Source organism: Ruegeria sp. CDSA246 (genome assembly GCF_059611225.1).
Window position 1 is genome coordinate 266,970 of the sequence record NZ_JBXWPD010000003.1, and the last position, 22,576, is coordinate 289,545.

Here is a 22,576-nt window from a genome sequence, read left to right on the forward strand (position 1 = left end):
GTTTCACGCCGGAGAGTGACTGCGGTTGCGGGCAATAAGTTGGGTGACGATGACAGGTGATGCCACGGCCAGCGCGATAAGATCAGCAGTCAGGCTGGGCGCGACAAAGATTATCCCAGCGATGGCCATCAGAATGCGTGATGCGATATTCAGCGGGCTCAACCAATACCCGACCACGGCTGCTGACAGGGCAATAACCCCGGCGATGCAACTGGTCGCAGTATAGGTGAACTCCCACAGGTCAAACCCGGTTGAAGACACGAATAGCAGCACCGGCGCATAGACAAAGGCCATGGGCGCGATCACTTTGCCCAATCCAAGGGTGAAAGCAGAAAGACCAGTTCGGAACGGGTTTGAGTTCGCAATGGCAGCCGCGGCATAGGCTGAAGTACAGACCGGTGGTGTAATCTCGGACACCACACCGTAGTAGAGCACGAAAAGGTGGCTGGCGATGGGTGGAACACCCAGTTGCGCCAGCGCAGGCTGCGCCACTGACACCAGCATGATATACAGCGCGGTGGTCGGAATGCCCGCGCCCATCAGGATACAGACGACGGCGATGAACACCAATGAGATGAACAATTGTAAGTCTTCCATCGCAAAGAACTGGAAGCTGCCGAACGAGATCATGTTGTACAGATCCGATGCCAGGTTGCCTGCGCCCTGTGTAACCATGAAACCGATGCGGAACCCGATGCCAGTGGTGTTGATCACGCCTACCACGATACCGACCGCAGCAGCGGCGGCGCCCACGGCCAGCGAGTATTTCACACCCAATTCTACCGCCTGTAGCATCTCGGGCACTTCGATGCGTTTCTGAGGGTTCATAGTTGCGACCACCGTCAATCCGCACAGGATTGTTGTCATGGTCAGGTCAAAGCCGCCGTCTGAGAACTTCCACAGTACAAAACTGAGGAACGCTGCCGCATAGATCAGCGTCGGAGGCTGCCTCAAGCGCGACATGCCAGCGATTACCGCAAGTGATATGCCGCAGAAGGCCGACATGAAGGGCGTGTAACCCGTGAACAGAACCACTAGCAGGCCGATCAGGGGCACTATGTTGGCCCAGCCTTCCGCCCAGACGGCTTTGAGCTGCGGCAGTTGCTCTTTGGTCAGACCTTTGAGATTTAGCTTGCGTGCCATCAGGTGCACGACAGCAAAGACGCCAACATAGTGCAGGAATGCTGGGAAGATCGCAGCAATAACGATGGTGGTGTAGGGAACCTCAAGAAACTCTGCCATGATAAAGGCAGCGGCACCCATGATCGGCGGAGTGATCTGACCACCCGCCGAGGAAGCAGCCTCGACCCCACCCGCAAAATGGCCGGGGTATCCAAGGCGCTTCATGTTGGGAATTGTCAGCGCGCCGGTTGATACGGTGTTGGCCACCGAAGAACCCGAGATCGTGCCGAAGAAGGCCGAGGATACCACCGACACTTTTGCCGGACCGCCAGTATAGCGGCCCGCCAAAATGGTGGCGTTATCGATGAAAAGTTGCCCCAACCCGGTGCGTTGCGCGATCACGCCAAACAGCACAAAGTGGAAAACGATTGTCGAGACGACCCACAACGTGACGCCGTAGATGCCCTCCTGCGGGAAGTACATCGACGAAACGAAGGTTTTGAAGTTCACGCCAGGATGCTGCAACAATCCGGGGAAATACGGCCCAAGCAAAGCGTATGAGATAAATACGCAGATGATCAGCGGCAGAACCCAACCAAGCGTGCGGCGTGCGATGTCCAGCACCAGCAGGATGATGATCACACCCAAAATCACGTCATAACTGTTGGGGTTACCCATACGGAAGGTCTGTTCCTCAATCCCAAGAAACGGAATGCCACGCCAGGCGACGCCCACATACAGCGCCGCAATGATCCCAAGGGCCATGAAGACCAGATCGTAAAGAGGGATGTTGCCAATCCGGAACCTACTGACCTTTAGCGCGTAAAGGCTTTTGGCCCCGATAATCGGGATCGTCGCGTAGACTAGAATGAACAGCAGTGCCAGATAGATGCCCATGTGCCAGTGATCTGCCGGCAGGCCAAAACCGGCCGTGAAGAATTCGTAAAACGCAAAGATCAGGGCCACAACGCGCAGGACCTTGCCGGTTGTCGGCGTAACCTGCCGGACGGCGGCACCCTCGTCGAACTGTTCTTCGATGGCCGCTAATTCTTCGGCTGTGAGTTCGTGGTCATCAAGATTCTTAGTCGTGGACATGATGGCCCCCTGATTTCGCGCATTTAGAGTGTGCGGTGCCCCAAATAGGGGCACCGGACGATGAGTTGAGATGAGAACGGGTTACTGAAGAAGCCCGGCTTCTTTGTAGAACTTCTCCGCACCCGGATGCAGCGGAACGCCCAGTGCTTCGACACCATCCAGAGCGGTATCAGGGGTGATCTGCTTGCCCTTAGCATGACCGTTATCCAGTAGCTTGCGGGTGTTGTCGTTCCACATCGCCTTGGTCAGCTCATAGACCAGGTCGTCGGACAGGTCTGATGACACAACTAGCATCGCGCTGACAGCAGGGGTCTTGGTTTCGCCGTCGATGCCTTCATACACGCCACCTGGAATGGCTGAGGGGATATAGGCTGGAATGATCTCGTTGATCTTGCCCAGATCTTCGTCGGAGAAGGAATGCAGGTTCATACCTTTTGTCGAAGACAGCTGCACCATTGCTGCAACCGGCCAGCCTGCGGCATAGAAATAGGCATCAAGCTGACCATCGGCCAGACGTTCGGCGCTCTGACTGTTGTTCAGCTCGGCCTCATCCATGTTGTCACGGTTGACGCCCCATGCATCCAGCATCTGCAAAACGGCAACCTGCGTACCGGAACCAGCCTGCGCAATACCAACGCGCTTGCCTTCCAGATCACTCAGATCATTAATCGTCGAGCCGGCCGGAAGCACCAGGTGCAGGTCTTCGGGAAACAGATTGGCGACGATGCGCAGTTTGGGATGAGGTTTACCTTCGAACTTACCTTCACCCAGATACATCGAACGCGTGACGTCGGCTGCAGCCAGCCCGGCCTCAAGTTCTCCGTTCTGCACGGCGGCATTGTTAAAGACCGAAGCGGTGGTGGATTGCGCGATCGCGATCAGGCCCGGAACACCGCACTGACCGCCTTCTTCACACGGGCGCGATCCCGGAGGGGCGGAGATTCCGTTTGCGATGGTGCCACCGATGGGGAAATAGGTTCCGCCAGCGCCACCAGTGCCAATACGGAAGAACGTTGGGTCCTGCGCCAGCGCGGGTGCTGCCAGCGCGCCCGCCAATGCAAGACCAGTCAAGCATTTCACAAATTTCATTATCATCTCCCTTGTTGGAATTTCGGTTTTGGTTTTCCCAAACTTCGATCCTGCAAGCGTAGAGGCAAACTGCATAAATACAAATTTGTTATATTTAACTAAACTAAAGTTTTGCTTATATATAAGAATATGAACCTAACTCAGCTAACCGTATTTCGTGAGGTGATGGAGACCGGATCCATCTCTCAAACCGCCAAGAAACTAAATCGCACGCAGCCTGCGATTAGCCTAGCGTTGAAAAACCTTGAAAAGACATTGGGCCTGACGTTGTTCGAACGTAAGGGAAGAAGATTGGTGCCAGTCCCCGAGGCGCACTATCTCTTAGCCGAAACTACGGGTATTTTGGACCGCTTGGCGACAATCTCCAGCACGATGGAAGGACTTATCAAAGGGCATGCCGGAAGCTTGAATATTGCAACGATGCCAGGTCCATCTGCCTTTTTGTTCCCACGTTTCATAAGCCAATCAGTTGGTGAAAACCCCGATATTCGCATCACGCTTTCGACACGCAGTTCACCGCAGATTATGGAGCTTGCGGGGACGCAAAATATCGACTTCGGCTTTGCTGACTTCGAGCATTCAGCCGGCAAAGAACCCCAGTATTCCGCTGAACTTATCCGGGCTGATTGCTTCTGTGCTATTGACTGTGAACATCCTCTTGCGTCGCGCAAGATCCTGAAACTATCGGATCTTGACGGAACGCCAATGGGCGGCCTGCATCCTTCACACCCGTTCCAACGGAAAGTCCGGCAGGAGTTTGAGGACGTTGCCGCCGAGTACAATCAGACTGTTACCTGCCAGTATTTTCTACCTCTTATCCCCTTTGTCAGTTCGGGGCAGTGTTGCAGCATCGTTGACCCGCTAACTGTTGCGACCGAAAAAGAGCTTAATCTATCCAATGGAAAGCTTGTGTTTTTACCTTTCGAGAAACCATTAAGATATGAATACGCTCTCCTCGAACCCGACCACAGGCCACCGTCCCAATTGGCAATACAGATCAAAGCAGGTTGGAAAGCCGAAGTGTTGAGGAAGTTGGAAGCGGTGATGGCAAACCCTCGCGCCACATCGATTGAAGGCACGCGAGGCGAGCAAAGTTGAAGTTTTTTAGCTGGCGTACCCTAAATTCAGCGAGATCGACGGGCGGCTTTGACCAATATGCAGTAACGCGACGAATGGTGGCTCTGGGCCGCGAATTACTCGGGCACGCGATCGCGCGCGAGTGTTTTGGCCCAATGCGGGAAAGTTCCAGTCGCAAGTTCGTTGCATTTTTTGTCGTATAATGCTGACCTTACCGGACAGATGCGTGCAACCTGTGCATGCCGATCCGAAAGGGCATCCAATGGCCGATACTGATCCTGCAAATTTGCACTATGTGACAAACCCGCTGCTGAACAAAGGTACTGCCTTTTCTCTACACGAACGAGAAAAACTTGGATTGCTGGGTCTTCTTCCGCCACACATCGAAACGCTCGAAACCCAGGTTGACCGTGTCTATGCCGCCTTTGAACGTGAGGAGACGCCGCTGGATAAGCATGTTTATCTGCGCGGCCTACAGGATGACAACGAGGTTCTGTTTTACGCTCTATTGGTGCGGCATCTAACCGAGATGATGCCGATAATTTACACACCCGTTGTGGGTGACGCCTGCAAGAGGTTCAGTGAGATCTACGATCACCCACGCGGATTGATCATTTCGTACCCCGAGCGTGACCGGATTGATGACATACTTGAGAACGCCGTCCTGCCCTCTGTCGAGGCCATAGTCGTCACCGATGGAGAGCGGATTTTGGGTTTGGGCGATCAAGGCGCGGGCGGCATGGGAATTCCGATCGGAAAGCTCTCACTTTATACCGCTGCGGGCGGAATAAGCCCGTCTGTAACGCTTCCGGTGGTACTGGACGTCGGCACCAACAATCAGGAACGGCTGGAAGATCCCCTCTATATCGGCTGGCGGCATGAGCGCGTCAGCGGGGATGAATACTTCGAATTCGTCGATCTTTTTGTGCAGGCGGTAAAGCGCAAGTGGCCGAATGTGTTGCTGCAGTTCGAGGATTTCGCGCAGCAACACGCGGCACCTCTGCTTGCGCGGTATCGTGATCAACTCTGTACATTCAATGATGATATTCAAGGCACCGCTGCGGTGACGGCGGGCACTTTGCTGGCTGCCTCAGATGTCACCGGTATTCCGCTAAAGGACGCTACCATCGCGTTTCTTGGAGCGGGATCAGCAGGAGTGGGTATCGCCGAGCAACTGGTTCAACTCATGATCCGCCAAGGATTACCCGAGAGCGAGGCACGCGCGCGCATCTACATGGTGGACCGGAATGGGTTGTTAACCGATGCGATGACGGACCTTCTGCCGTTCCAAACGCAAATTGTCCAACCTCTCACCAAAGTGGGGAGCTGGTCCGATGGTGAAATTTCACTGCTGGATGTGATTAACAACGCCGAACCCAACATATTGGTGGGTGTCAGCGGTCAGGCAGGCTTGTTCTCTGAAGAGATCATTCGGGCGATGGCAGCTCACACTGATCATCCTGTTGTATTGCCGCTGTCAAACCCGACATCGCGAATTGAGGCTGTGCCTGCGGATATTATCCGCTGGTCAAATGGTCATGCCCTGGTCGCCACCGGAAGCCCATTTGATCCTGTTGTCTACAACGGTAAGACGCACCATGTGGCGCAATGCAATAACTCCTACATTTTCCCCGGCATGGGGTTGGGCGTGCTGGCGGCAGGAGCGCGTCGCGTCACCGACGGAATGTTCATGGCCGCCGCCGAGGCGCTCGCCACGCTGTCACCTGCGAAGTCCGATCGCGCAGCCAGCTTGCTGCCCGATATGGGGGACATTCGCGAGGTCAGCAAAGCAATCGCATTTGCCGTTGGGCAACAGGCGCAGTTGGATGGGGTTGCGCCTAAATCCACAGGGGACGATTTGAAAGCGGCGATAGATGCGAAGTTCTGGACTCCGCACTATGAGGAGATTGCCTAAAGCAGATCAGGCTGGAGTGACCGGAAGGTTTCTCATTGCGCATCCAGAGCCCACGGCGTCCAAGTAGGGAATGAACCAGCATGGTTCTGAATACGGCGGCTACGCCGCCTCCCGCCTGAGTGGCTTTTGCATCGCAGCACAAAGGGCACCCATCAGCAGGACCGCAGAGGCCACGACAAGGCTATCTCCAATTTCTCCGGTCAAGTCGCCAATGATACCAGCCCCGATAGGTCCCAGCGTCTGTGAAATGGCGAAAACGACTGTGAAAAAGCTAACGGTTGCGCCCCAATCCTGCTGATCCACATTCTGACGGACAAAGCTGGTGACAGCAGTGGGTGGCATAAAGACCGACAGTCCGAACACGAGTGCCGACAAAATCAATCCATATCCGGATGGAACCAGGATTGGCAGGGCTGATCCAAATGCAACCCCGGTAAGGATCAGCGCCAACGGCGTTCCGGATGAAAAGCGGGCCAAGACCCCGCGCCAAACAAAAGGAGACGCCATAATACTGACCCCAAGAACCATCCATGTTGCCGTAGTCAACAGGACACTGGAATGCTGCTCTTTCATCCAGACAGAGATGAAAGTGACGTAGACAATGTAACCCAATCCGAACAGCGCATACCCCCCGAGTTGGCCAAGCATTTTGCGCACCGGTGGGATGGAAGGAAGCGCGGTGTCGTGTTCGGTTTCGTTCAATTTTGTGGAAGCCCAAACCGAAAATGGGCAAATGACTAGGGCCACCAACCCGACCCCGATCCACGCCCAGTCCCAATTTTGTGGTCCGAATACGTCCAACATACTCGGAAGGGTTGCGCCGCATAACGCGATACCAAATCCGCCGCCACCGCCAAAGTATAAGGCGATGGCCAGCGCATTCTTTCGGGCGCTGCTCTGGAACAGCGATGCTGCCAGCACGCCGCCTGACACAAAGGAAAGAGCGCCAAACAGTCCCACCAAAGTACGACAGGCAGTTTGAAACACGAGGCTTTCATCAAACCCGGTCGTCAAAAGGCACAGTGCGGTCGCCACAGTTCCACTTGCAAACAACCGCGACGGAGAAAAATGCCGGATCAGCAAAAGCGTTAAAATCGAACCCACTATGTAGCCAATCGAATTGGCCGTATTGAGCCAACCGGATTGAGTGAGGCTCCAGCCAAGGCTACTTTTCATGGATGGCAGGATTAGTCCGTATGCAAAGCGACCAAATGCGTTGGATATGCTGACCCCAAGCGCAAGGCCCAGCAATATGAGCCACGGGTTGGTAGGTTTTGCGGTGGCCATGAACATTCTTCCAGGTTGAACGGTCACCGTGCCCCAATGCGCTTGGTCGTGCAATCCTACCTGATCGGCCCCAGCGCATTGCAGCTCTGCTTGGAAAATTTGAGATTGTACTATTTTGATGTGAGTTGAAGGGTTGCTTCCGGTCGATCTGTCTGCAGTGTTTGCGTACGTCATATGTACAAGCCGTCGGCCAATGGGATCCAACCGCCAAAGGCTTCACAGAACGTGCGCAGCACCGCTTTCTTTCGCTGCCATCCGTTTCAACGCCATTCGGTCCAATTTGCCTCCCATGGTCAACGGCAATGCATTAACTATCCGAACCACATCCGGCGCCTTGTATCCGATCTGTTTCCGCGCGAAGTCGATAATATCTCCGGGGCGTACCGGTTTCGCCCCTTCGACCAAGCTCACAAATCCCCATACATCTTCACCGTGCATCTCGTCTCGCACCCCAACCACAACCGCCGCTGCAATGGCGGGGTGCGCTGTCAGGACATCTTCCACCTCTGCCGGGCTGATGTTCGAGCCGTCATGCACGATGATCTGTTTTTGCCGCCCCCGGAACCAGAAATAGTCATCCTCATCCCGTCGCATCAAATCGCCTGTATCGAGCCAGCCATCCCGAAACGCTGCCGCTGTCGCACCCGGGTCGTCCCAATACCCCGTCATCATAGTCAGGCTCTTGACCCAGTGCCTGCCGTCCACTCCCACTGGCACCTCCACCCCAGCCTCATCACGAAGCGCCGAAACATACCCTGGATTGTTCAATCCAATGGAACCGACTTTCTCAACTCCTCCATGGGTGTTCGAATGTGACGTCCCCATTTCCGTCATCCCATAAAACGCCCCGATCGGCACACCCGCCAACGCGCCAAAGGCGTCGACCAGTGTCTGCGAGGGTTTGTCGCCACCTGCCATCATCGTTCTTAATGAACCAAAGTCTTCGCGCACTGCACCGTGCCCCGTTACCAATGCAGCCAAAGGCGCGGGCAATATCTGCGCCACTGTCGGCTTTGTCTGTCGCAGGAGCCCCAGGAGTTCGTCGGGCGAAAACTGCCGCACTACGTTCGTTCTGGCACCGGCCCAAAGCCCTGCGAACGTCAGCCGCAACCCGGCAGTATGGGAAATCCACGACGCCGGAAGCACCACATCCCCGGGTCCCAGCCCCAATCCTTGAGCATTGCTTGCCACCATAGCCCCCATGCTGGCATGGCTATGCGTCACGCCCTTCGGCTTGCCCGTGGTCCCGGAAGTAAAAAATATAAACGCTGGCGCGTCCGCCCCAATCGTCGGCAGTGTCCCCTCAGCCTTACCATCCATCAGGTCCTTCAAGGCGAGTGCCCCGTCCACTTCGCCTGCACAGGATATCAACCTCAAAGGAAGTCGCCCTATGCCTGGTACTGCGGCTACATCCTTGGCGCGTTCGCCATGCACCAACAGCGCCGCCGGCGTCGCCAACCCCAGCGCATGGTCGATATCCGCGGCCGTGTAGCGATAGTTCAGCGGCATCGCCACCAAACCGGCCCGCATGCAGGCCAGATAATGGATCACCAACACCGCCCGGTTCGGCATAATCGAAGCTATTCGGTCCCCCGGATTAAGCCCCAGGCTCAGATACCGAAGCGCCAGCCGCGTACAGGCGGTATCCAGCTCCTGCCAGGTCAAAGCCCCGTCCAAAGCGTAAAGCGCAATCGCCTTGGGGTCCGCCGACAATCCCCGGCGAAAAAGGTTCGCCAAATCCGCAGGAGCGGCCAGCGGCGGCCCGGTTACCGGCATGCTTTTCTCTCCAAATCAACCCGCTTCCGAAGGGCCACCAACTTTCCTCAGTGGACACTCAACGAGCGGAAACCAACCTCTCAATCGGTTGGTCGGTGGATCGAGCATACTGCATTGTTTTCCACTTCCTATAGGGAGCGGCAGGAACGCCTGCAGAACGCGAATTTGCCCAATCCGTGGTTCGAGTTGCCACCAAAGCCCCCTCAGGCTCAGATTCCTTTCTGTTGATTTGATCGCGCAATGTCATTGGGCAGGTTGGCCGCGCAGACCGATAGTAGAGCCTTTGCGCAAACAGCAGCCACTAATCTAATACAGATTTCCGCTTCCAACACCTCTGTGACAGAGCCAAGCGCAACTCTCTTGGTTTTGCGAATCCGGCTTTCGTGAATAGGATGTGCCCAGATCTTCTTGATAAATTGTATTGGAGCAATGGTATGGCAACAGAGCGCTGGACTGTCGGATCATATCTGGCGAAGAGACTGCAAGAAGCTGGAATAGCGGATTATTTTGTGGTTCCCGGCGATTACAATTTGGTGCTGCTGGATGAGCTGCTTGGCAATCGGGATCTGCGAATGATCAGTTGCTGTAACGAGCTCAACGCAGGCTACGCCGCGGACGGGTATGCCCGCGCAACCGGGGGGCCGTCAGCGGCCGTCGTCACTTATTCGGTCGGAGGGTTGAGCCTTTTAAATGCCGTCGCAGGCGCCTATGCCGAAGATCTTCCATTGATCGCGATTTCCGGTGGGCCGAACACAAATTCAGAAGCCGAGTGGGAATACCTGCACCACACGCTTGGCGAAGTTGATTACGATTACCAGCGCGAGATATTCGCCCGCGTCACTGCAGAGGCTGTCACGATTCATCATCCGTCCCTTGCGCCTGTAGCAATCGACAGGGCGATAGACACCGCAATGCTTCGACGCAAACCGGTCTATATCGAAATCGCCTCGAACATTGCGGGTGCACCTACGTCCGCGCCCGTTCCGCGTAGTTTCGCCAGGCAGTCCAGCAGTGATCCGAACACATTAGCGACTGCGGTCGCACAAGTTTCTGAATTCCTGAATGCGGCAGAGCGGCCAGTACTTGTCGCCGGAAGCAAAGTGCGCGCGGGTCAGGCCGAACGCCCCTTGCGAAGCCTTGCCGCGGCCTGCGAATACGCCCAGGCATCAATGCCCAACGCTAAGAGTTTTCTGTCTGAGACAAACGAAAGTTTCATTGGGATTTATTGGGGGCCAGTCAGCACACCGGGCTGTGGGGAAATTGTCGATGCCGCGGACGGGCTGCTGTTTGTTGGGCCTGTTTTCACGGATTACACCACGACGGGTCATCAGCTTGGTTTTGATCCCGGCAAAGCGGTTATGGTGCATCCGACGTCCATACAGCTGGATGACACACATTTCAGCAATGTCCGCATGGATGAGTTTCTGGATGCGTTGACTGACAAACTTACGCCGAACAGCGGTGCTGTCGCCGCCTTCGAACGTGTCAGAACCGAACAAATCCCGCCCGAGCCTGGTGATGCCGAAACACCGGTGACGGTTCGCCAACTATTCGCCCGTGTGCAGAAGATGCTGGATGAGGACAGCACGTTACTCGTGGAGACGGGTGATTCATGGTTCAACGGCATTGAGACCAAACTGCCCGAAGGCACGCGGTTCGAGATACAAATGCAGTATGGATCCATTGGCTGGTCTGTCGGTGCGTCGCTGGGATACGCGTTAGGCAACAGGAAGCGCCGGTTGATCTCATGCATTGGCGACGGTTCGTTCCAACTGACCGCCCAAGAGATTTCGACCATGATCCGGTATGACGCAAAGCCGGTTATTTTCCTCATCAACAACGGCGGCTACACCATCGAAGTTGAAATCCACGATGGCCCTTATAACACCATCAAGAATTGGGACTACGCCGGTTTGATTGACGTGTTTAGCGCCGGAGAGGGTAACGCCTGGGGATGCAAGGTGAAAACAGAAGGCGAGTTGGACCTGGCCATCAAAACAGCATTGGACCATGATGGTCTTTGCCTGATCGAGGTTCTGATTGATCGGGACGATTGCAACGTCAACCTGTTGCGGTGGGGCAATCAGGTCGCGCGAAACAACGGCCGACCCAATCGATGCAAATAGAGAGTTACTCGGGACAAACCGGGCTGTCGGTTGATTGACAAAGTCTGGCGGGCGCAATCTAATCCACAGCGATTATTCCGCCGAACATAGGGGATTAGTTTGCTGAATGGGGCGATGCTCGTCTGGTTTCTTGTAACTAGCGTCAGCGTGGGTTCTGTCATTTGGGATTCGATCAGCAACGGCGTAACAAGTTGGGTACAGCGAACAGCATGGATACTCGTAGCGTTATACACCGGTCTGGTCGGCTTGTTTTTCGACTTGCATGTCGTCGTTCATTCCCGGCAGGTCACGACCAGTAGCCGATGACGGGTCTAACGGCCTGGAACGCCGGGTTGCTCTGAGCCGAGAACCGATCAGCTGCCGGGAACGAGAGTGATGGTACGGCCGATAACGAACCGTCTTTTCCCGAATTGCCGCCAACTTGGGTTTTCTGATCGGAAAAGCTGTTGGAGATAGCCATGATCTTTCCCAAGCTCGATAACGAGAGGTGCACTCCTGAGACTGGTCTGCGGATTGCCATTCAGGTGCCGAATACCCACGTGCAAAAAATCGTGGACGCGGTTCTGGTCGGAAACGCTCTCAGCTACGGTGACTAGAATGGCGTCACCTTCCGGACCCCGATGGTGTCTAACAATTCAGGTCATTGGGATGAGGTCACAACGCAGCAACTGCAGGATGCAGTCGAAGTGCCTTGCGCCAGAGGAGCATCGACAAACCAAACATCCGTTTGCCTTTGCGAAGCGCTATTTCGGGCTGACCACACTTTGGATGCCGAACGGCGTCTAAAGTAATTGCTGGGAATTGTTCCGCTTGTCGATCCGGTTCGCTAAGATGGTGCCCGAGGCAACAAGCAGGAAAACCCGATGCGTAACACAATCTTCTTCCCCTTGGCGGCATTTGTTCTAGGGGTTTTTATGACCACTGAGACTGCAACAGCGGCCTCACTTGGACGATACGAGGTTTTTGCGGTCGAAGAGGGTGACATGCTGAAAATGCGTGCTGGGCCAGGGACAGGCTATATTGTTATCGTTGGGCTTCCAAATGGAACCGCTCTGCGGGTTCACAGTTGCGAACAAACTGGTGGCACTCGTTGGTGCCGAGTGTCGCTTGATCGCGCACGTCAGCTTAAGGGATATGTGTCTTGGGCCTATTTGCGAAAATTGTGATGTGACGATTCCAAGGGCCGCAGTTTATTTAGCGTTATGAAAGGTCGGAAAAAACTATCTTTGCTTTTTGGCTATCCGGCGACTGTTTTTCCTGGCCGCCGTAAGTAACTCAGTTGCTAGATCAGTCGCGACCCTGCCGAAAATATCTGCCTAAAAGGAATTATTGAGTACGACGCGTATAAACCTGTTTACCAGAGCCGCTTTGAAGACTCCGATTTGGTCCGCTGAACGTGAGTTTGCCAGTTTAAGATTTTCCATGCGTCGCGAATGGCCGGATTGGTCGGCCCCACAGCAGCAATTGTCAGGTAGTCGAAGATCCGGGCAGAGCCGATTTTTCAGAACGAGAGCTGGAACTTGCAAAAAAATCAGACCACCAGAGGTAACTTTAGTTGGCGAAACGGTAAGTTAACTGGTCAAAAGGCCAATTATCCCTGCATTTGACGCCTTGTTTATTGGTCGGAGTGAGAGGATTCGAACCTCCGACCCCTGCCTCCCGAAGGCGAGTTCCCGGGGTGGAAATAAACAAAATAAGGGCCTTGAATGCCAACCATTGCACTTCAGTGGCAGATAGCGCTGCGATAACGTTGCGGTTTCATTGCGAGCAAACCCGGCCTCTGTCGTATGTTGGCAAGCTCTTGTTTTTCAGTAGGTCATCCAGCACCTTATGCTCAGTGCTAGTTTGGTCTCTGCATTATTGCCCAACTCCAATCCACTTATACACGGTGAAGAGTTTTGCCATGGGTCAGGCCATTCACTTTCTCCAGGATAGCGTCTGCGTCAATGCAGTGGTGGCGATATAGATCGCCGATTGTTCCGGTCTGACCAAAATGCTCGACACCCATTGGGATAGTCTGATGTCCAAGCACTGCCCCGAGCCAGGATAAAGTTGCAGGATGACCATCGATTACGGTGACCAGCTTGCAGTGCGGCGGGAGGTCGGACATCAGGGTTTCAATGTGGGAGCGTGCCGCTTGGTTACCGCGAGAACGCGCTCGTTGAGCGGCGGTCCATCCAGCATTCAGGCGATCTGCGGATGTCACGGCCAATACACCTATGTCGCGACGGCCTTCACCAATGATACCGGCGGCCTTGATTGCCTCCGGCGCGACTGCTCCTTGATAGGCTATTACAACTTCGCAATTGGGCCCCGGTTTTCGTAGCCAATAGGCCCCATCGATGGCACCTTGGCGGAACTCGTCGTCGACACGCTTTCCAGGCTGTTCAATCGGGTTGGTGGTCAGACGCAGATAGACGGATCCCCCGGTTTCATCGCGAAGCCAGGTGCGCTCGTCCAGCTGCCCTTCACCATCGCGCTGCATGTAGTCAAAGGCCCATTCCATGATCACTGCCAACTCATCAGCAAAGGCGGGTTCAAATGCTGCCAGCCCGTCTTGGCTCATCCCGATCAGCGGTGTTCCAACGGATTGGTGTGCTCCACCTTCGGGTGCGAGTGTGACGCCCGATGGTGTGCCAACCAGCATGAAGCGCGCGTCCTGATAGCAGGCGTAATTCAGCGCATCGAGGCCGCGGCTGACAAACGGATCATAGACGGTGCCAATTGGGATCAGCCGCTTACCGAACAGGGAATGCGACAAACCCGCCGCTCCCAGAAGCAACATGAGGTTCATTTCGGCGATACCAAGCTCGATATGCTGCCCTTCTGGCGTGAATTCCCATTTCGCCGTCGAAGGGATCCGGTGTTCTATGAAGGCGTCGGCTTGCTCGGATCGGGCGAACAGTTTGCGCCTGTTCACCCAAGGACCAAGGCTTGTTGTGCCTGTCACATCTGGGGAGGTCGTCACTATGCGTTCGGCCAATGGGCTGTCGCCTTTTGAAAGATCGTCGAGGATCTTGCCAAACGCCAGCTGGGTCGAGATTTCGCGACTGGTGTCGATCTCGATGGTCGGCACATCCAGCTTGTCATCAAAATAGCGGCGCGGACCTTTGGCAAAGAACGGGGTGCTGGCCAGAAAAGCCTTGATCGCGTCACGGTCTTGCACCGTCGCAAGCGGCTCCCACTCTTCGCCTTCTGGCACGCCCATATGCGACTTCCACGTGGCAAACTGACTATTGTTCATCAGCCCGCCGTGATTGTCCTTGTGGCCTGCAATGGGGGTGCCCCATCCTTTGACTGTGTAGGCCAGGAAACATGTTGGACGATCATGATCGATTTCGGCAAATGTTTGGGCCATGGTCTCGACGCAGTTGCCACCGAGGTTCTCCATAAGTGCTGCGAGCTCTGCATCCGTGCGCCGTTCGATCAGAGCAGTCACATCCCCCTGATCCCCCAGATCGTCCATGAGACGCTGTCGCCAATTCGCACCACCCATGAAAGTCAAAGCGGAGTAATCCTGGTTGGGGCAAGCATCAATCCAGTCGCGCAGTCGGTCGCCGCCGGGCTCGTCGAAGGCAGCGCGTTGCAAGACACCATATTTCACGCGAACGACATCCCAGCTGAAAGCATCGAAGATTTTCTCGATCCGTTCAAAAAGACCTTCCCGGACAATACCGTCCAGCGACTGTCGGTTGTAATCGATGATCCACCACGTGTTTCGTAGGTCGTTTTTCCAGCCTTCTTGTAATGCCTCATAGACGTTGCCTTCATCCAGTTCGGCGTCGCCTACCAGGGCTACCATACGTCCCATTGGCGCGTCTGAGCCCCAGCTTTTGGCCTTGATGTAGTCTTGAATGATCGAGGCAAACGAGGTGATCGCGACACCTAAACCCACAGACCCGGTCGAGAAATCAACATCATCAATATCCTTTGTCCGGCTGGGATAACTTTGCACACCCCCAAATCCGCGGAAATTCTCCATCTTCTCGCGGGTCTGATTACCCATGAGATACTGCATCGCATGAAACACCGGCGACGCATGCGGTTTTACTGCAACCCGGTCCTCAGGGCGTAAGGCTGAGAAGTAGAGCGCAGTCATGATCGATACCATCGAAGCAGACGAAGCCTGATGGCCACCAATCTTGATCCCATCCACCTTTGGTCGGACATGGTTGGCATGGTGGATCATCCAATGAGACAACCACAGCAGGCGCTGTTCGACGATCTTCAGTTGGGTGGGATCAATGTGCATGGCGATCTCCGGTTTTAGGCGGCGCTGCGGGCTGGGTAAGGCAAAGCTTGCTCCAGGTCTGCAAGGATATCTTCGACATCCTCCAGCCCGACGGACAGGCGGATCAGGCCATCGCTGATCCCATGCTCGGCCCGCTCTTCCGGCGCATACGTCGAATGAGTCATGGAGGCTGGGTGCTGGATCAGTGTTTCTGCGTCGCCCAAGGACACCGCACGCTGGATCAAGTCCAGGCGGTTCATGAACTCGATCCCACCGGACAGACCGGACTTGATTTCAAATGCTATCATAGCGCCGGGTTGGGACATCTGGCGCTGTGCGACGTCGTGCTGGGCGAAACTTTCAAGACCAGGGAAGTAAACCTCGCCGACGGCGGGGTGCGCTTCTAGGAAGTCCGCGACGACCTTAGCGGACGCACAGTGACGATCCAGACGCAGGTTCAGTGTTTTCAGACCACGCAGGATCAGCATCGCGTTGAAAGGGGCCATTACCGCGCCGGTCATGTCTTTCATCCCAACAAGGCGGATCTCAGCGATCTGTTCGGCGGTTCCTACAACCAGGCCGGCGACCACATCGCCATGCCCGCCGAGGTATTTGGTAGCAGAGTGCAGTACGATATCTGCCCCGTGCTCGATGGGGCGGGTCAGATACGGGCTGGCATAGGTGTTGTCGACGACAACCGTTGCGCCAACTGAATGCGCAATTGCGGCGCTGGCGGCGATGTCCACCAAGCGCATGTTCGGATTGGCCGGGGTTTCGAAATAAACCACGCGGGTTTTGTCAGAAACGGCCGCTTTCAGGTTCTCGGGGTCTGTCATGTCGACATGTGTGATGGTGACCCCCCATTTCGCCAAACCATGACGCATAAAGGCGAAGGTGCAGCCATAGAGCGTTTTGTCCACGATGACTTCGTCACCTGGTGACAGCAGGGTCCAGAGCACTGCCGTGATCGCCCCCATGCCGCTTGAGAGAGCTAACCCGGCCTCGGCCCCCTCAAGCACGGCAATGCGTTGTTCAAGAAGGTCGCATGTGGGGTTTGAAATACGGCTGTAGATATGACCTTCACGCTCTCCTGCGAACATCTCTCCTCCAGCTTCGGCGGTTTCAAAGGTAAACGTGGACGTTAGATGTAGCGGTGGCGTCAACGCACCGTCATTTTCCAGTGGATTATAAGCATGGTGAATGGCGCGGGTGGCAAATCCGGTTGAACGAGTCATTGCAAGCTCCTGATACATGTTAGAGCCAGTTTACGCCTTTACTTTGGGCTACTGGTTGCGAAATATACCATCATTAGTCATGATATTGGCATATTCTGCTAAGCAGAGGGTTAAATGGACACTAAGGATAGGCAGATCATTCGAGCGTTGCAGCGGGACGGGCGCATGACGAACCAGGATCTTGCCAACGAAGTAAACTTGTCTCCCTCACCGTGTTTGCGCCGGGTTAAAAACCTTGAAACCAACGGAGTGATAAAGGGATATAGCGCCGACGTTGACGCTGCCGCGTATGGGATGGCAATTACTGTCTTCGTGCGTATCCGGTTAGAGCGACACAATGAAACGGACGTTCAGAACTTCGAAAAGCGCATTCGGATGATCGATGAAGTTCTTGAATGCCACGTGCTGACCGGCGCAATGGACTACCAGTTGCGGGTTTTGGTATCGGATCTCGAGGCCTACGAGGAATTCATTCGCCACCGAATTCATCCGATCGGTGGGATAGCCTCAATCGATACCAGCTTTGTCTATGGAACGGTTAAAAAGACCGCTATTTTTCCGCCCGGATAGAAAGATCGACTCAGAATGAGTTGCTCCCAACTGGCTAAACTTTTTAGCTCGCTGATTTCTTCCCGCCGCAATTTCCCATTGTCAGCATCGCTATAGAGAAGACATGCAGCACGTGCTGCGTCACTTTTGAGAAGATTGCGATGACCAAAAAACCACACGAAAATACAAGGTTGGCAAAATACGTTGAGCGCCGGGTGCTGGAACTGAAACCGACCAAGAGCCAAGCCGAGATCGCGGTGCAGGTGGGATACGTAAGCCCGAACATGATCACGATGATCAAACAAGGTAGTTCCAAGGTAGCACTGGATCGAGTCCCGACTTTGGCGAAAGCTTTGGAATGCGACGGCGCCTACCTTATGCGCCTCGCAATAGAACAGTCGATCGGCCTCACTGCAGCCGAGGCAGTAGTCGAGGTGTTCGGAGAACCTGTCACGTCGAATGAACTTGGCTGGCTGAAAGCAATACGCAAGGCCTCCAACAACACCGATCCTCGGCTGACTAGCCGGTCAGAGACGGCGATCAAGACCATCTTCGGGAGGTAGGTGCCATGTATGACGTGAAAGACGACCTGACATTGAATGAGCGCGCCTGGTTGCGGTTCCTCCGTGACGCGAGCAACGGAAGTGATCCGGAGCCTAACTTACTTCGAGTGCAGCTATTGAGGCGCCTTTGTCGACCTCACAAAGAAAAATGGAATGGGTTTTCGAGATTACGGCGAGGAATGGCTGGTGAACCCTGCCTCGCCGGGTCCCTTGCTGATTGAACTGAGGTCGCACAAGGTTGACAAAGGTTTACATCTGCCATTCGCGGGATTGACGGATGTAAACCTTTCGACCACAAAAACACCCCAAAATCAGGCCAAAGGTTTACACTAAGTTTACATTTAGTTGACAGATTTCACCCGAAAACCAGTTTTTCAGACCAAAATGTAAACCTTTGAACCAGAGAAACCCAATAAAACATGGCTCTCTGAAAACAACACATCCGAACCAAGGCCAGAAAAGCGCGCACAGCGACGAAACACAGGCCAGCTAACACCTGACACACGTAAGAGAACGGACGTAACACAGGGCAGAGCACAGCGCTCCTGAGAGAGAACCAGATAGAGAGCGTAAGCACAGGTCGATGCCAGGCAGTGTATTGAGCTACTAGGGAGAGAAGAAACCGACGATTGCTTATAGACAGGAAATAGATGCACCTAGATTGCAATCACCATAGGGAGCACCAACACGCAACAGCGCCTTAGAGAGCGACAACCAAGTGTAATAGGTGCCGATGCGTAGAGAGGTATGTAGAAACCCGGAGTGCCTATAGAGAAGAGGTGATCGTAGGGAGGAGTGCTAAGGGGCGGCACCCGATTTGCGTTTACGTTTACCTGAACTTTTGTATGCTCCGTTAGTTCTGAGTGCTCATTGGGAAGCCGGTAATTTGCGGTCGAGCGAAAAGCAGGCTGCACTTTGATTGTATGTGCTGTTATTCCTTTGGAAGTTCGTATGACGACTTCAAGAGAGAAGCTTCATTGAACCCTTGAGACGTCTTTCCGCATCTTCTGCAATCGCCCTAAGTCTTTCCTGCCGAGTTGGCTCACGAGCAGTGTCGCTCACTGGTTTAGCTCTGCTTTTAACGGGGCGGTCTGAACTTTCATTGTTCGATCGGCTTGGAACATTTTTCCGTGTATGCGGACTATTAGATCTTGCCATTGCGCTTTACTCCTAGCCTGAACGAAAATAGACCGATGATTGTTTTCTGGCAACCGCCCGGAGATCAACGCCAGCACCACAGGCGCGTCGCCCCTTCGCACCAGTGACGCAGTCGTATAACTTGCAATTCGTTACGCCCAACTGGGCGGCTCAAAAAACTGCTCGGGGGCCTGGAGTTGGACAAACTATCAGTCATGCAAGCTTTTTGCCGTATCGTTGAACGCGGCAGCTTTGCACGTGCCGCGGAAGATCTTGGTGTCTCTCCTGCGCTATTGAGCAGAGAAATTAAGCTTCTGGAAGAAAGTCTGGGAACCGTCCTCCTCACCAGAACGACCCGATCTATGTCACTGACTGACACCGGCAGTCTCTATTACCAAGATGCAATTGGAATTCTCGACGCGGTCGAAAAAACGGAACAGACCATAAGGGAAGGTTCAAAAGCGATGCGTGGGCACCTTCGGGTGAATGCGTCAAGTTCCTTCGGCCAAACCGTTATCGCACCGATGCTTCCAGAGTTCTTGGAAACCTATCCAGATCTGCGATTTACGCTTTCGATGGACGACAAGGTGATCGATATGGTCGAGGGCGGGTTCGATCTGTCGATACGAATCCGAGCTGCGATGCCGGATTCGGCCCTTGTTGCGCGACGGATCGGCGTGATGCGACAGCGGATTTTTGCGTCTCCTGACTATTTAGAGCGATGCGGGACGCCGACTCAACCGGCGGATCTGAAAAACCACGCTATCATCGGCTTTTTGCTTGCTGATCATTTGACGAGCTGGAAGCTCTCGGCCGCCGAAGGTGTCACAACATTAGAGCTTGATCCACGCGTGCGCGTCGGCAACAGCCTCGTTTTGCGGGATCTGCTGATAGCGGGGCAAGGCATCGGAACACTGCCCGAGTTCGTCTCCGATGCTCCCGAAGCCAGCGGGGCCTTGGTGCGAGTTCTTCCTGACCACGAACTGCCTGCGCCAGAAGTATTCGCCGTTACAGCATCCCGCTTGGGAATGGACGCAAAGGTCACAGCCTTTCTTGATCACCTGCGTCTGGCTCTGCGGTCGTGACATTATTCAACACAGGTAAAGAGTGAAGTCAGAAGTCGCGACTTAATTGGCGAAGTAACAAGTCCCATCCTCTCAGGAAACAAGTCACAGGCCTGAGAGGTTCCTAATGTCACGTATTCTCGTTCTCTACTACTCAAGCTATGGCCACGTTCGCGCATTGGCCGGTGCCGAATCTGAAGGCGCCAGAAGTGTTCCTGGCACCGAAGTTGACGTTCGGCGTGTGCCCGAAACCGTCCCTGAAGAAGTCCGCCAGCAGGCCGGCTATGTCGTCGATGATACGCCTATAGCCTTGCCGGCAGATCTGGAAAGCTATGATGCAATAATTTTAGGAACGCCGACCCGATTTGGCATGATGGCAGGCCAAATGAAGTCGTTCCTGGATCAAGCTGGCGGACTTTGGGCCAGGAATGCTCTGGTTGGAAAAGTCGGGGCGGTCTTTGCATCTACGGGTTCGCAACATGGCGGGCACGAGGCGACCCTTCTGACAACGCAAGTCCCGCTTCAACACTTTGGGATGCTGATTGCCGGAATGCCCTACACATTTGCTGGCCAGACTACATCAGAGGAAATCATTGGCGGCGCACCATATGGTCCCGGAACAATCGCCGGCGCTGATGGTTCCCGCACACCTACCGAAACCGACCTAGCCGGGGCGCGGTTCCAGGGCGCTCATGTTGCAAGGATTGCAGCGTGCCTCGCTGGAGCAAACCTGCAAGCGGAAGCAGCTTAACCCGCGCGCCTCTGAAGTCTCACTCAAATTCTGAAACGCCTCAGCCGGGAGGCATACAATGTCACGCTCAACCGATATTCTTCTCACTTCACTCGCCCCAGCGGTATGGGGAAGCACTTATCTGGTAACTACGGAAGCGCTCCCGGCTGGCTACCCGATTACCCTGGCTGCGTTACGAGCTCTGCCTGCTGGCTTGTTGTTGCTTGCAGTGACGCGCTGCGTTCCGCCACGCGACTGGCTCGGTCGAGTTTTCGTCTTAGGCAGCCTCAATTTCGCTTTGTTCTGGGTGCTCCTCTTCGTTGCTGCGTATAGGTTACCTGGCGGTGTGGCCGCTACTCTAGGATCGTTGCAAGCAATGATCGTGATTTTGATGGCGTGGGGATGGCTGGGAACCCCAATCCGACTTGGTGCTCTCGGCGCCGCCGCGACTGGCGTATTGGGTGTGTCTCTGCTGCTGATCGGACCAGAAGCACAACTTGATTGGATCGGTATAGCAGCGGGTTTGGGAGGAGCCGCGTCAATGGCTGCCGGCACTGTTCTCAGCCGAAAATGGCAACCTCCGGTCTCGGCGCTGAGTTTCACAGCGTGGCAATTGGCAGCCGGTGGTTTGATACTGCTGCCAATCGCTCTGTTTCTTGAGCCGCCTCTACCTGCGCTCAGCGCGACAAATGTCGCCGGCCTTATTTGGCTAGGGTTGATTGGTGCTGCAGCAACCTATGTTCTTTGGTTTCGTGGCATTGCGCGCCTGGAGCCCAGTGCAGTCTCGATGCTCGGCATGATGAGTCCTGTTACAGCTGTCGTGCTCGGCTGGGTATATTTGGGACAAACGCTTAGCTTCACCCAGTCCATAGGAGCAGCCATAGTTATTGGCTCTGTTGTGGTTGGCCAGAGCGTGAGTCGAAGGGACAATTCGGGTGTGAAGAATTGGAGACCAGCAACGGCTGGATCTGTCTGATGGGTGCAGAGTTGCAAACAACGGGCCCAATCACGCAAGTGGGCGAGGAATGGCTCAGCGCCTCGCTCAAGCCCGTTCGCCAGAACCCAACAATATCGAAGTCCTAGGTTTTCCAACGTATGATAAAGGGGATGGTTTCTGGTGCCGCAGCGTCGCGGTGGTTGGATCCTCCCATAAACGCGCTATGCCAAATTTTGGGTTGTCTGGGTTCTCTAGCGCACATCATAAAGATCAAGATAACTCTTTCTGAGTGCCACATTGTCAGCGAAATCAGAAGTGCTGCCGGAGTACAGAGGCGACCGCTTCGGTGTTTCCTCTTGTCGTCCCCATCGAAGCGCGGTTGCAACTGCCCATTTCCGGATGAAGTGCACTTTTGAACGGTCGCCGCCCGGTAATAATATCTCGACCAAAGCCTTCCCGCACCGCAGCAAACACGAAAAGCCTGATCAGAAAGGCGTTTGCGCCGTGTTCAGATCATCGCATTCTGCGTCAGCGACAGGTTGTCTTTTAACAGAATGGGCGGAAACCGGTTCTCTGATCGCGGTATTGTCAAGGGCGTTGGATTTGTTGTCCGCCGGGGTCTTGGTTCTCTCCGAAGTCAGGT

At 54.7% G+C, this 22,576-nt stretch carries 17 protein-coding genes; 10 read left to right on the forward strand and 7 right to left on the reverse strand.

The features are described from left to right. Positions 1-3: 3 nt before the first annotated feature. Positions 4-2,217 carry a TRAP transporter permease gene (locus AC2FI9_RS05840; protein WP_496766501.1) on the reverse strand — a complete coding sequence of 738 codons (2,214 nt, stop codon included), beginning with the start codon at positions 2,215-2,217 and terminating at the stop codon, positions 4-6. Between the two features lie 81 nt (positions 2,218-2,298). Beyond that, entirely contained in the window at positions 2,299-3,306 is a 1,008-nt protein-coding gene (locus AC2FI9_RS05845) for a TAXI family TRAP transporter solute-binding subunit (protein ID WP_113788396.1), read from the reverse strand. A gap of 129 nt (positions 3,307-3,435) precedes the next feature. On the opposite strand from AC2FI9_RS05845, the gene AC2FI9_RS05850 reads away from it, so the two are divergent. Continuing rightward, the gene (locus AC2FI9_RS05850; RefSeq protein ID WP_496724624.1) at positions 3,436-4,404 is read left to right on the forward strand and encodes a LysR family transcriptional regulator; all 969 of its coding nucleotides are present in this window, start codon (positions 3,436-3,438) and stop codon (positions 4,402-4,404) included. A gap of 241 nt (positions 4,405-4,645) precedes the next feature. Continuing rightward, the gene (locus AC2FI9_RS05855; protein ID WP_496766503.1) at positions 4,646-6,298 is read left to right on the forward strand and encodes an NAD-dependent malic enzyme; all 1,653 of its coding nucleotides are present in this window, start codon (positions 4,646-4,648) and stop codon (positions 6,296-6,298) included. Between the two features lie 99 nt (positions 6,299-6,397). Here the strand turns inward: AC2FI9_RS05855 and AC2FI9_RS05860 are convergent, their stop codons facing one another. Together AC2FI9_RS05860 and AC2FI9_RS05865 are read right to left on the reverse strand one after the other, a co-directional pair. After that, positions 6,398-7,585: a YbfB/YjiJ family MFS transporter gene (locus tag AC2FI9_RS05860; protein ID WP_496766505.1), complete on the reverse strand. Its 1,188-nt coding sequence runs from the start codon at positions 7,583-7,585 to the stop codon at positions 6,398-6,400. A gap of 216 nt (positions 7,586-7,801) precedes the next feature. Then, a complete protein-coding gene (locus AC2FI9_RS05865) occupies positions 7,802-9,361 on the reverse strand; it encodes a class I adenylate-forming enzyme family protein (protein ID WP_496766507.1) in 1,560 nt (519 codons plus the stop codon). Between the two features lie 434 nt (positions 9,362-9,795). Between AC2FI9_RS05865 and AC2FI9_RS05870 the strand changes: the two genes are divergently transcribed. Continuing rightward, positions 9,796-11,487, forward strand: a complete 1,692-nt coding sequence (locus AC2FI9_RS05870) for a thiamine pyrophosphate-binding protein (RefSeq protein ID WP_496766509.1) — start codon at positions 9,796-9,798, stop codon at positions 11,485-11,487. A 286-nt stretch (positions 11,488-11,773) separates the two neighbouring features. On the opposite strand, the gene AC2FI9_RS05875 is transcribed toward AC2FI9_RS05870, so the two are convergent. Further along, positions 11,774-11,947 carry a hypothetical protein gene (locus AC2FI9_RS05875; RefSeq protein WP_496766511.1) on the reverse strand — a complete coding sequence of 58 codons (174 nt, stop codon included), beginning with the start codon at positions 11,945-11,947 and terminating at the stop codon, positions 11,774-11,776. On the opposite strand from AC2FI9_RS05875, the gene AC2FI9_RS05880 reads away from it, so the two are divergent. After that, a complete protein-coding gene (locus AC2FI9_RS05880; protein ID WP_496766515.1) occupies positions 11,946-12,083 on the forward strand; it encodes a hypothetical protein in 138 nt (45 codons plus the stop codon). The genes AC2FI9_RS05875 and AC2FI9_RS05880 overlap by 2 nt on opposite strands. A 318-nt stretch (positions 12,084-12,401) precedes the next feature. Then, positions 12,402-12,653: an SH3 domain-containing protein gene (locus tag AC2FI9_RS05885; RefSeq protein WP_496725206.1), complete on the forward strand. Its 252-nt coding sequence runs from the start codon at positions 12,402-12,404 to the stop codon at positions 12,651-12,653. Positions 12,654-13,366: 713 nt separating this feature from the next. Here AC2FI9_RS05885 and AC2FI9_RS05890 read toward each other — a convergent pair. After that, positions 13,367-15,739 (reverse strand): thiamine pyrophosphate-binding protein, encoded by a 2,373-nt coding sequence (locus AC2FI9_RS05890; protein ID WP_496766517.1) that lies wholly within the window; start codon positions 15,737-15,739, stop codon positions 13,367-13,369. 14 nt (positions 15,740-15,753) lie between these two features. Then, positions 15,754-16,953 (reverse strand): methionine gamma-lyase, encoded by a 1,200-nt coding sequence (locus AC2FI9_RS05895; RefSeq protein WP_496766519.1) that lies wholly within the window; start codon positions 16,951-16,953, stop codon positions 15,754-15,756. A 114-nt stretch (positions 16,954-17,067) separates the two neighbouring features. Here AC2FI9_RS05895 and AC2FI9_RS05900 point away from each other — a divergent pair, with 114 nt between their 5' ends. The 5 genes from AC2FI9_RS05900 (at position 17,068) to AC2FI9_RS05920 (ending at position 21,972) form a co-directional block, all read left to right on the forward strand. Next, on the forward strand, positions 17,068-17,523 hold the full coding sequence (locus AC2FI9_RS05900) for an Lrp/AsnC family transcriptional regulator (RefSeq protein WP_496766521.1): 456 nt from the start codon (positions 17,068-17,070) through the stop codon (positions 17,521-17,523). A gap of 140 nt (positions 17,524-17,663) precedes the next feature. Further along, positions 17,664-18,065 carry an XRE family transcriptional regulator gene (locus AC2FI9_RS05905; protein ID WP_496766524.1) on the forward strand — a complete coding sequence of 134 codons (402 nt, stop codon included), beginning with the start codon at positions 17,664-17,666 and terminating at the stop codon, positions 18,063-18,065. Positions 18,066-19,417: 1,352 nt separating this feature from the next. Next, positions 19,418-20,287 (forward strand): LysR family transcriptional regulator, encoded by an 870-nt coding sequence (locus AC2FI9_RS05910; protein WP_496766526.1) that lies wholly within the window; start codon positions 19,418-19,420, stop codon positions 20,285-20,287. A gap of 106 nt (positions 20,288-20,393) precedes the next feature. Then, on the forward strand, positions 20,394-21,017 hold the full coding sequence (gene wrbA / locus AC2FI9_RS05915) for an NAD(P)H:quinone oxidoreductase (protein ID WP_496766528.1): 624 nt from the start codon (positions 20,394-20,396) through the stop codon (positions 21,015-21,017). 58 nt (positions 21,018-21,075) lie between these two features. Then, positions 21,076-21,972: an EamA family transporter gene (locus tag AC2FI9_RS05920; RefSeq protein ID WP_496766530.1), complete on the forward strand. Its 897-nt coding sequence runs from the start codon at positions 21,076-21,078 to the stop codon at positions 21,970-21,972. Positions 21,973-22,576: the final 604 nt, after the last annotated feature.

Bases quoted from the DNA above. Each gene is read 5' to 3' on its own strand.
- AC2FI9_RS05840 (WP_496766501.1), bottom strand. From the start codon at position 2,217: ATGTCCACGACTAAGAATCTTGATGACCACGAACTCACAGCCGAAGAA.
- AC2FI9_RS05845 (WP_113788396.1), bottom strand. From the start codon at position 3,306: ATGAAATTTGTGAAATGCTTGACTGGTCTTGCATTGGCGGGCGCGCTG.
- AC2FI9_RS05850 (WP_496724624.1), top strand. From the start codon at position 3,436: ATGAACCTAACTCAGCTAACCGTATTTCGTGAGGTGATGGAGACCGGA.
- AC2FI9_RS05855 (WP_496766503.1), top strand. From the start codon at position 4,646: ATGGCCGATACTGATCCTGCAAATTTGCACTATGTGACAAACCCGCTG.
- AC2FI9_RS05860 (WP_496766505.1), bottom strand. From the start codon at position 7,585: ATGGCCACCGCAAAACCTACCAACCCGTGGCTCATATTGCTGGGCCTT.
- AC2FI9_RS05865 (WP_496766507.1), bottom strand. From the start codon at position 9,361: ATGCCGGTAACCGGGCCGCCGCTGGCCGCTCCTGCGGATTTGGCGAAC.
- AC2FI9_RS05870 (WP_496766509.1), top strand. From the start codon at position 9,796: ATGGCAACAGAGCGCTGGACTGTCGGATCATATCTGGCGAAGAGACTG.
- AC2FI9_RS05880 (WP_496766515.1), top strand. From the start codon at position 11,946: ATGATCTTTCCCAAGCTCGATAACGAGAGGTGCACTCCTGAGACTGGT.
- AC2FI9_RS05875 (WP_496766511.1), bottom strand. From the start codon at position 11,947: ATGGCTATCTCCAACAGCTTTTCCGATCAGAAAACCCAAGTTGGCGGC.
- AC2FI9_RS05885 (WP_496725206.1), top strand. From the start codon at position 12,402: ATGACCACTGAGACTGCAACAGCGGCCTCACTTGGACGATACGAGGTT.
- AC2FI9_RS05890 (WP_496766517.1), bottom strand. From the start codon at position 15,739: ATGCACATTGATCCCACCCAACTGAAGATCGTCGAACAGCGCCTGCTG.
- AC2FI9_RS05895 (WP_496766519.1), bottom strand. From the start codon at position 16,953: ATGACTCGTTCAACCGGATTTGCCACCCGCGCCATTCACCATGCTTAT.
- AC2FI9_RS05900 (WP_496766521.1), top strand. From the start codon at position 17,068: ATGGACACTAAGGATAGGCAGATCATTCGAGCGTTGCAGCGGGACGGG.
- AC2FI9_RS05905 (WP_496766524.1), top strand. From the start codon at position 17,664: ATGACCAAAAAACCACACGAAAATACAAGGTTGGCAAAATACGTTGAG.
- AC2FI9_RS05910 (WP_496766526.1), top strand. From the start codon at position 19,418: ATGCAAGCTTTTTGCCGTATCGTTGAACGCGGCAGCTTTGCACGTGCC.
- wrbA (WP_496766528.1), top strand. From the start codon at position 20,394: ATGTCACGTATTCTCGTTCTCTACTACTCAAGCTATGGCCACGTTCGC.
- AC2FI9_RS05920 (WP_496766530.1), top strand. From the start codon at position 21,076: ATGTCACGCTCAACCGATATTCTTCTCACTTCACTCGCCCCAGCGGTA.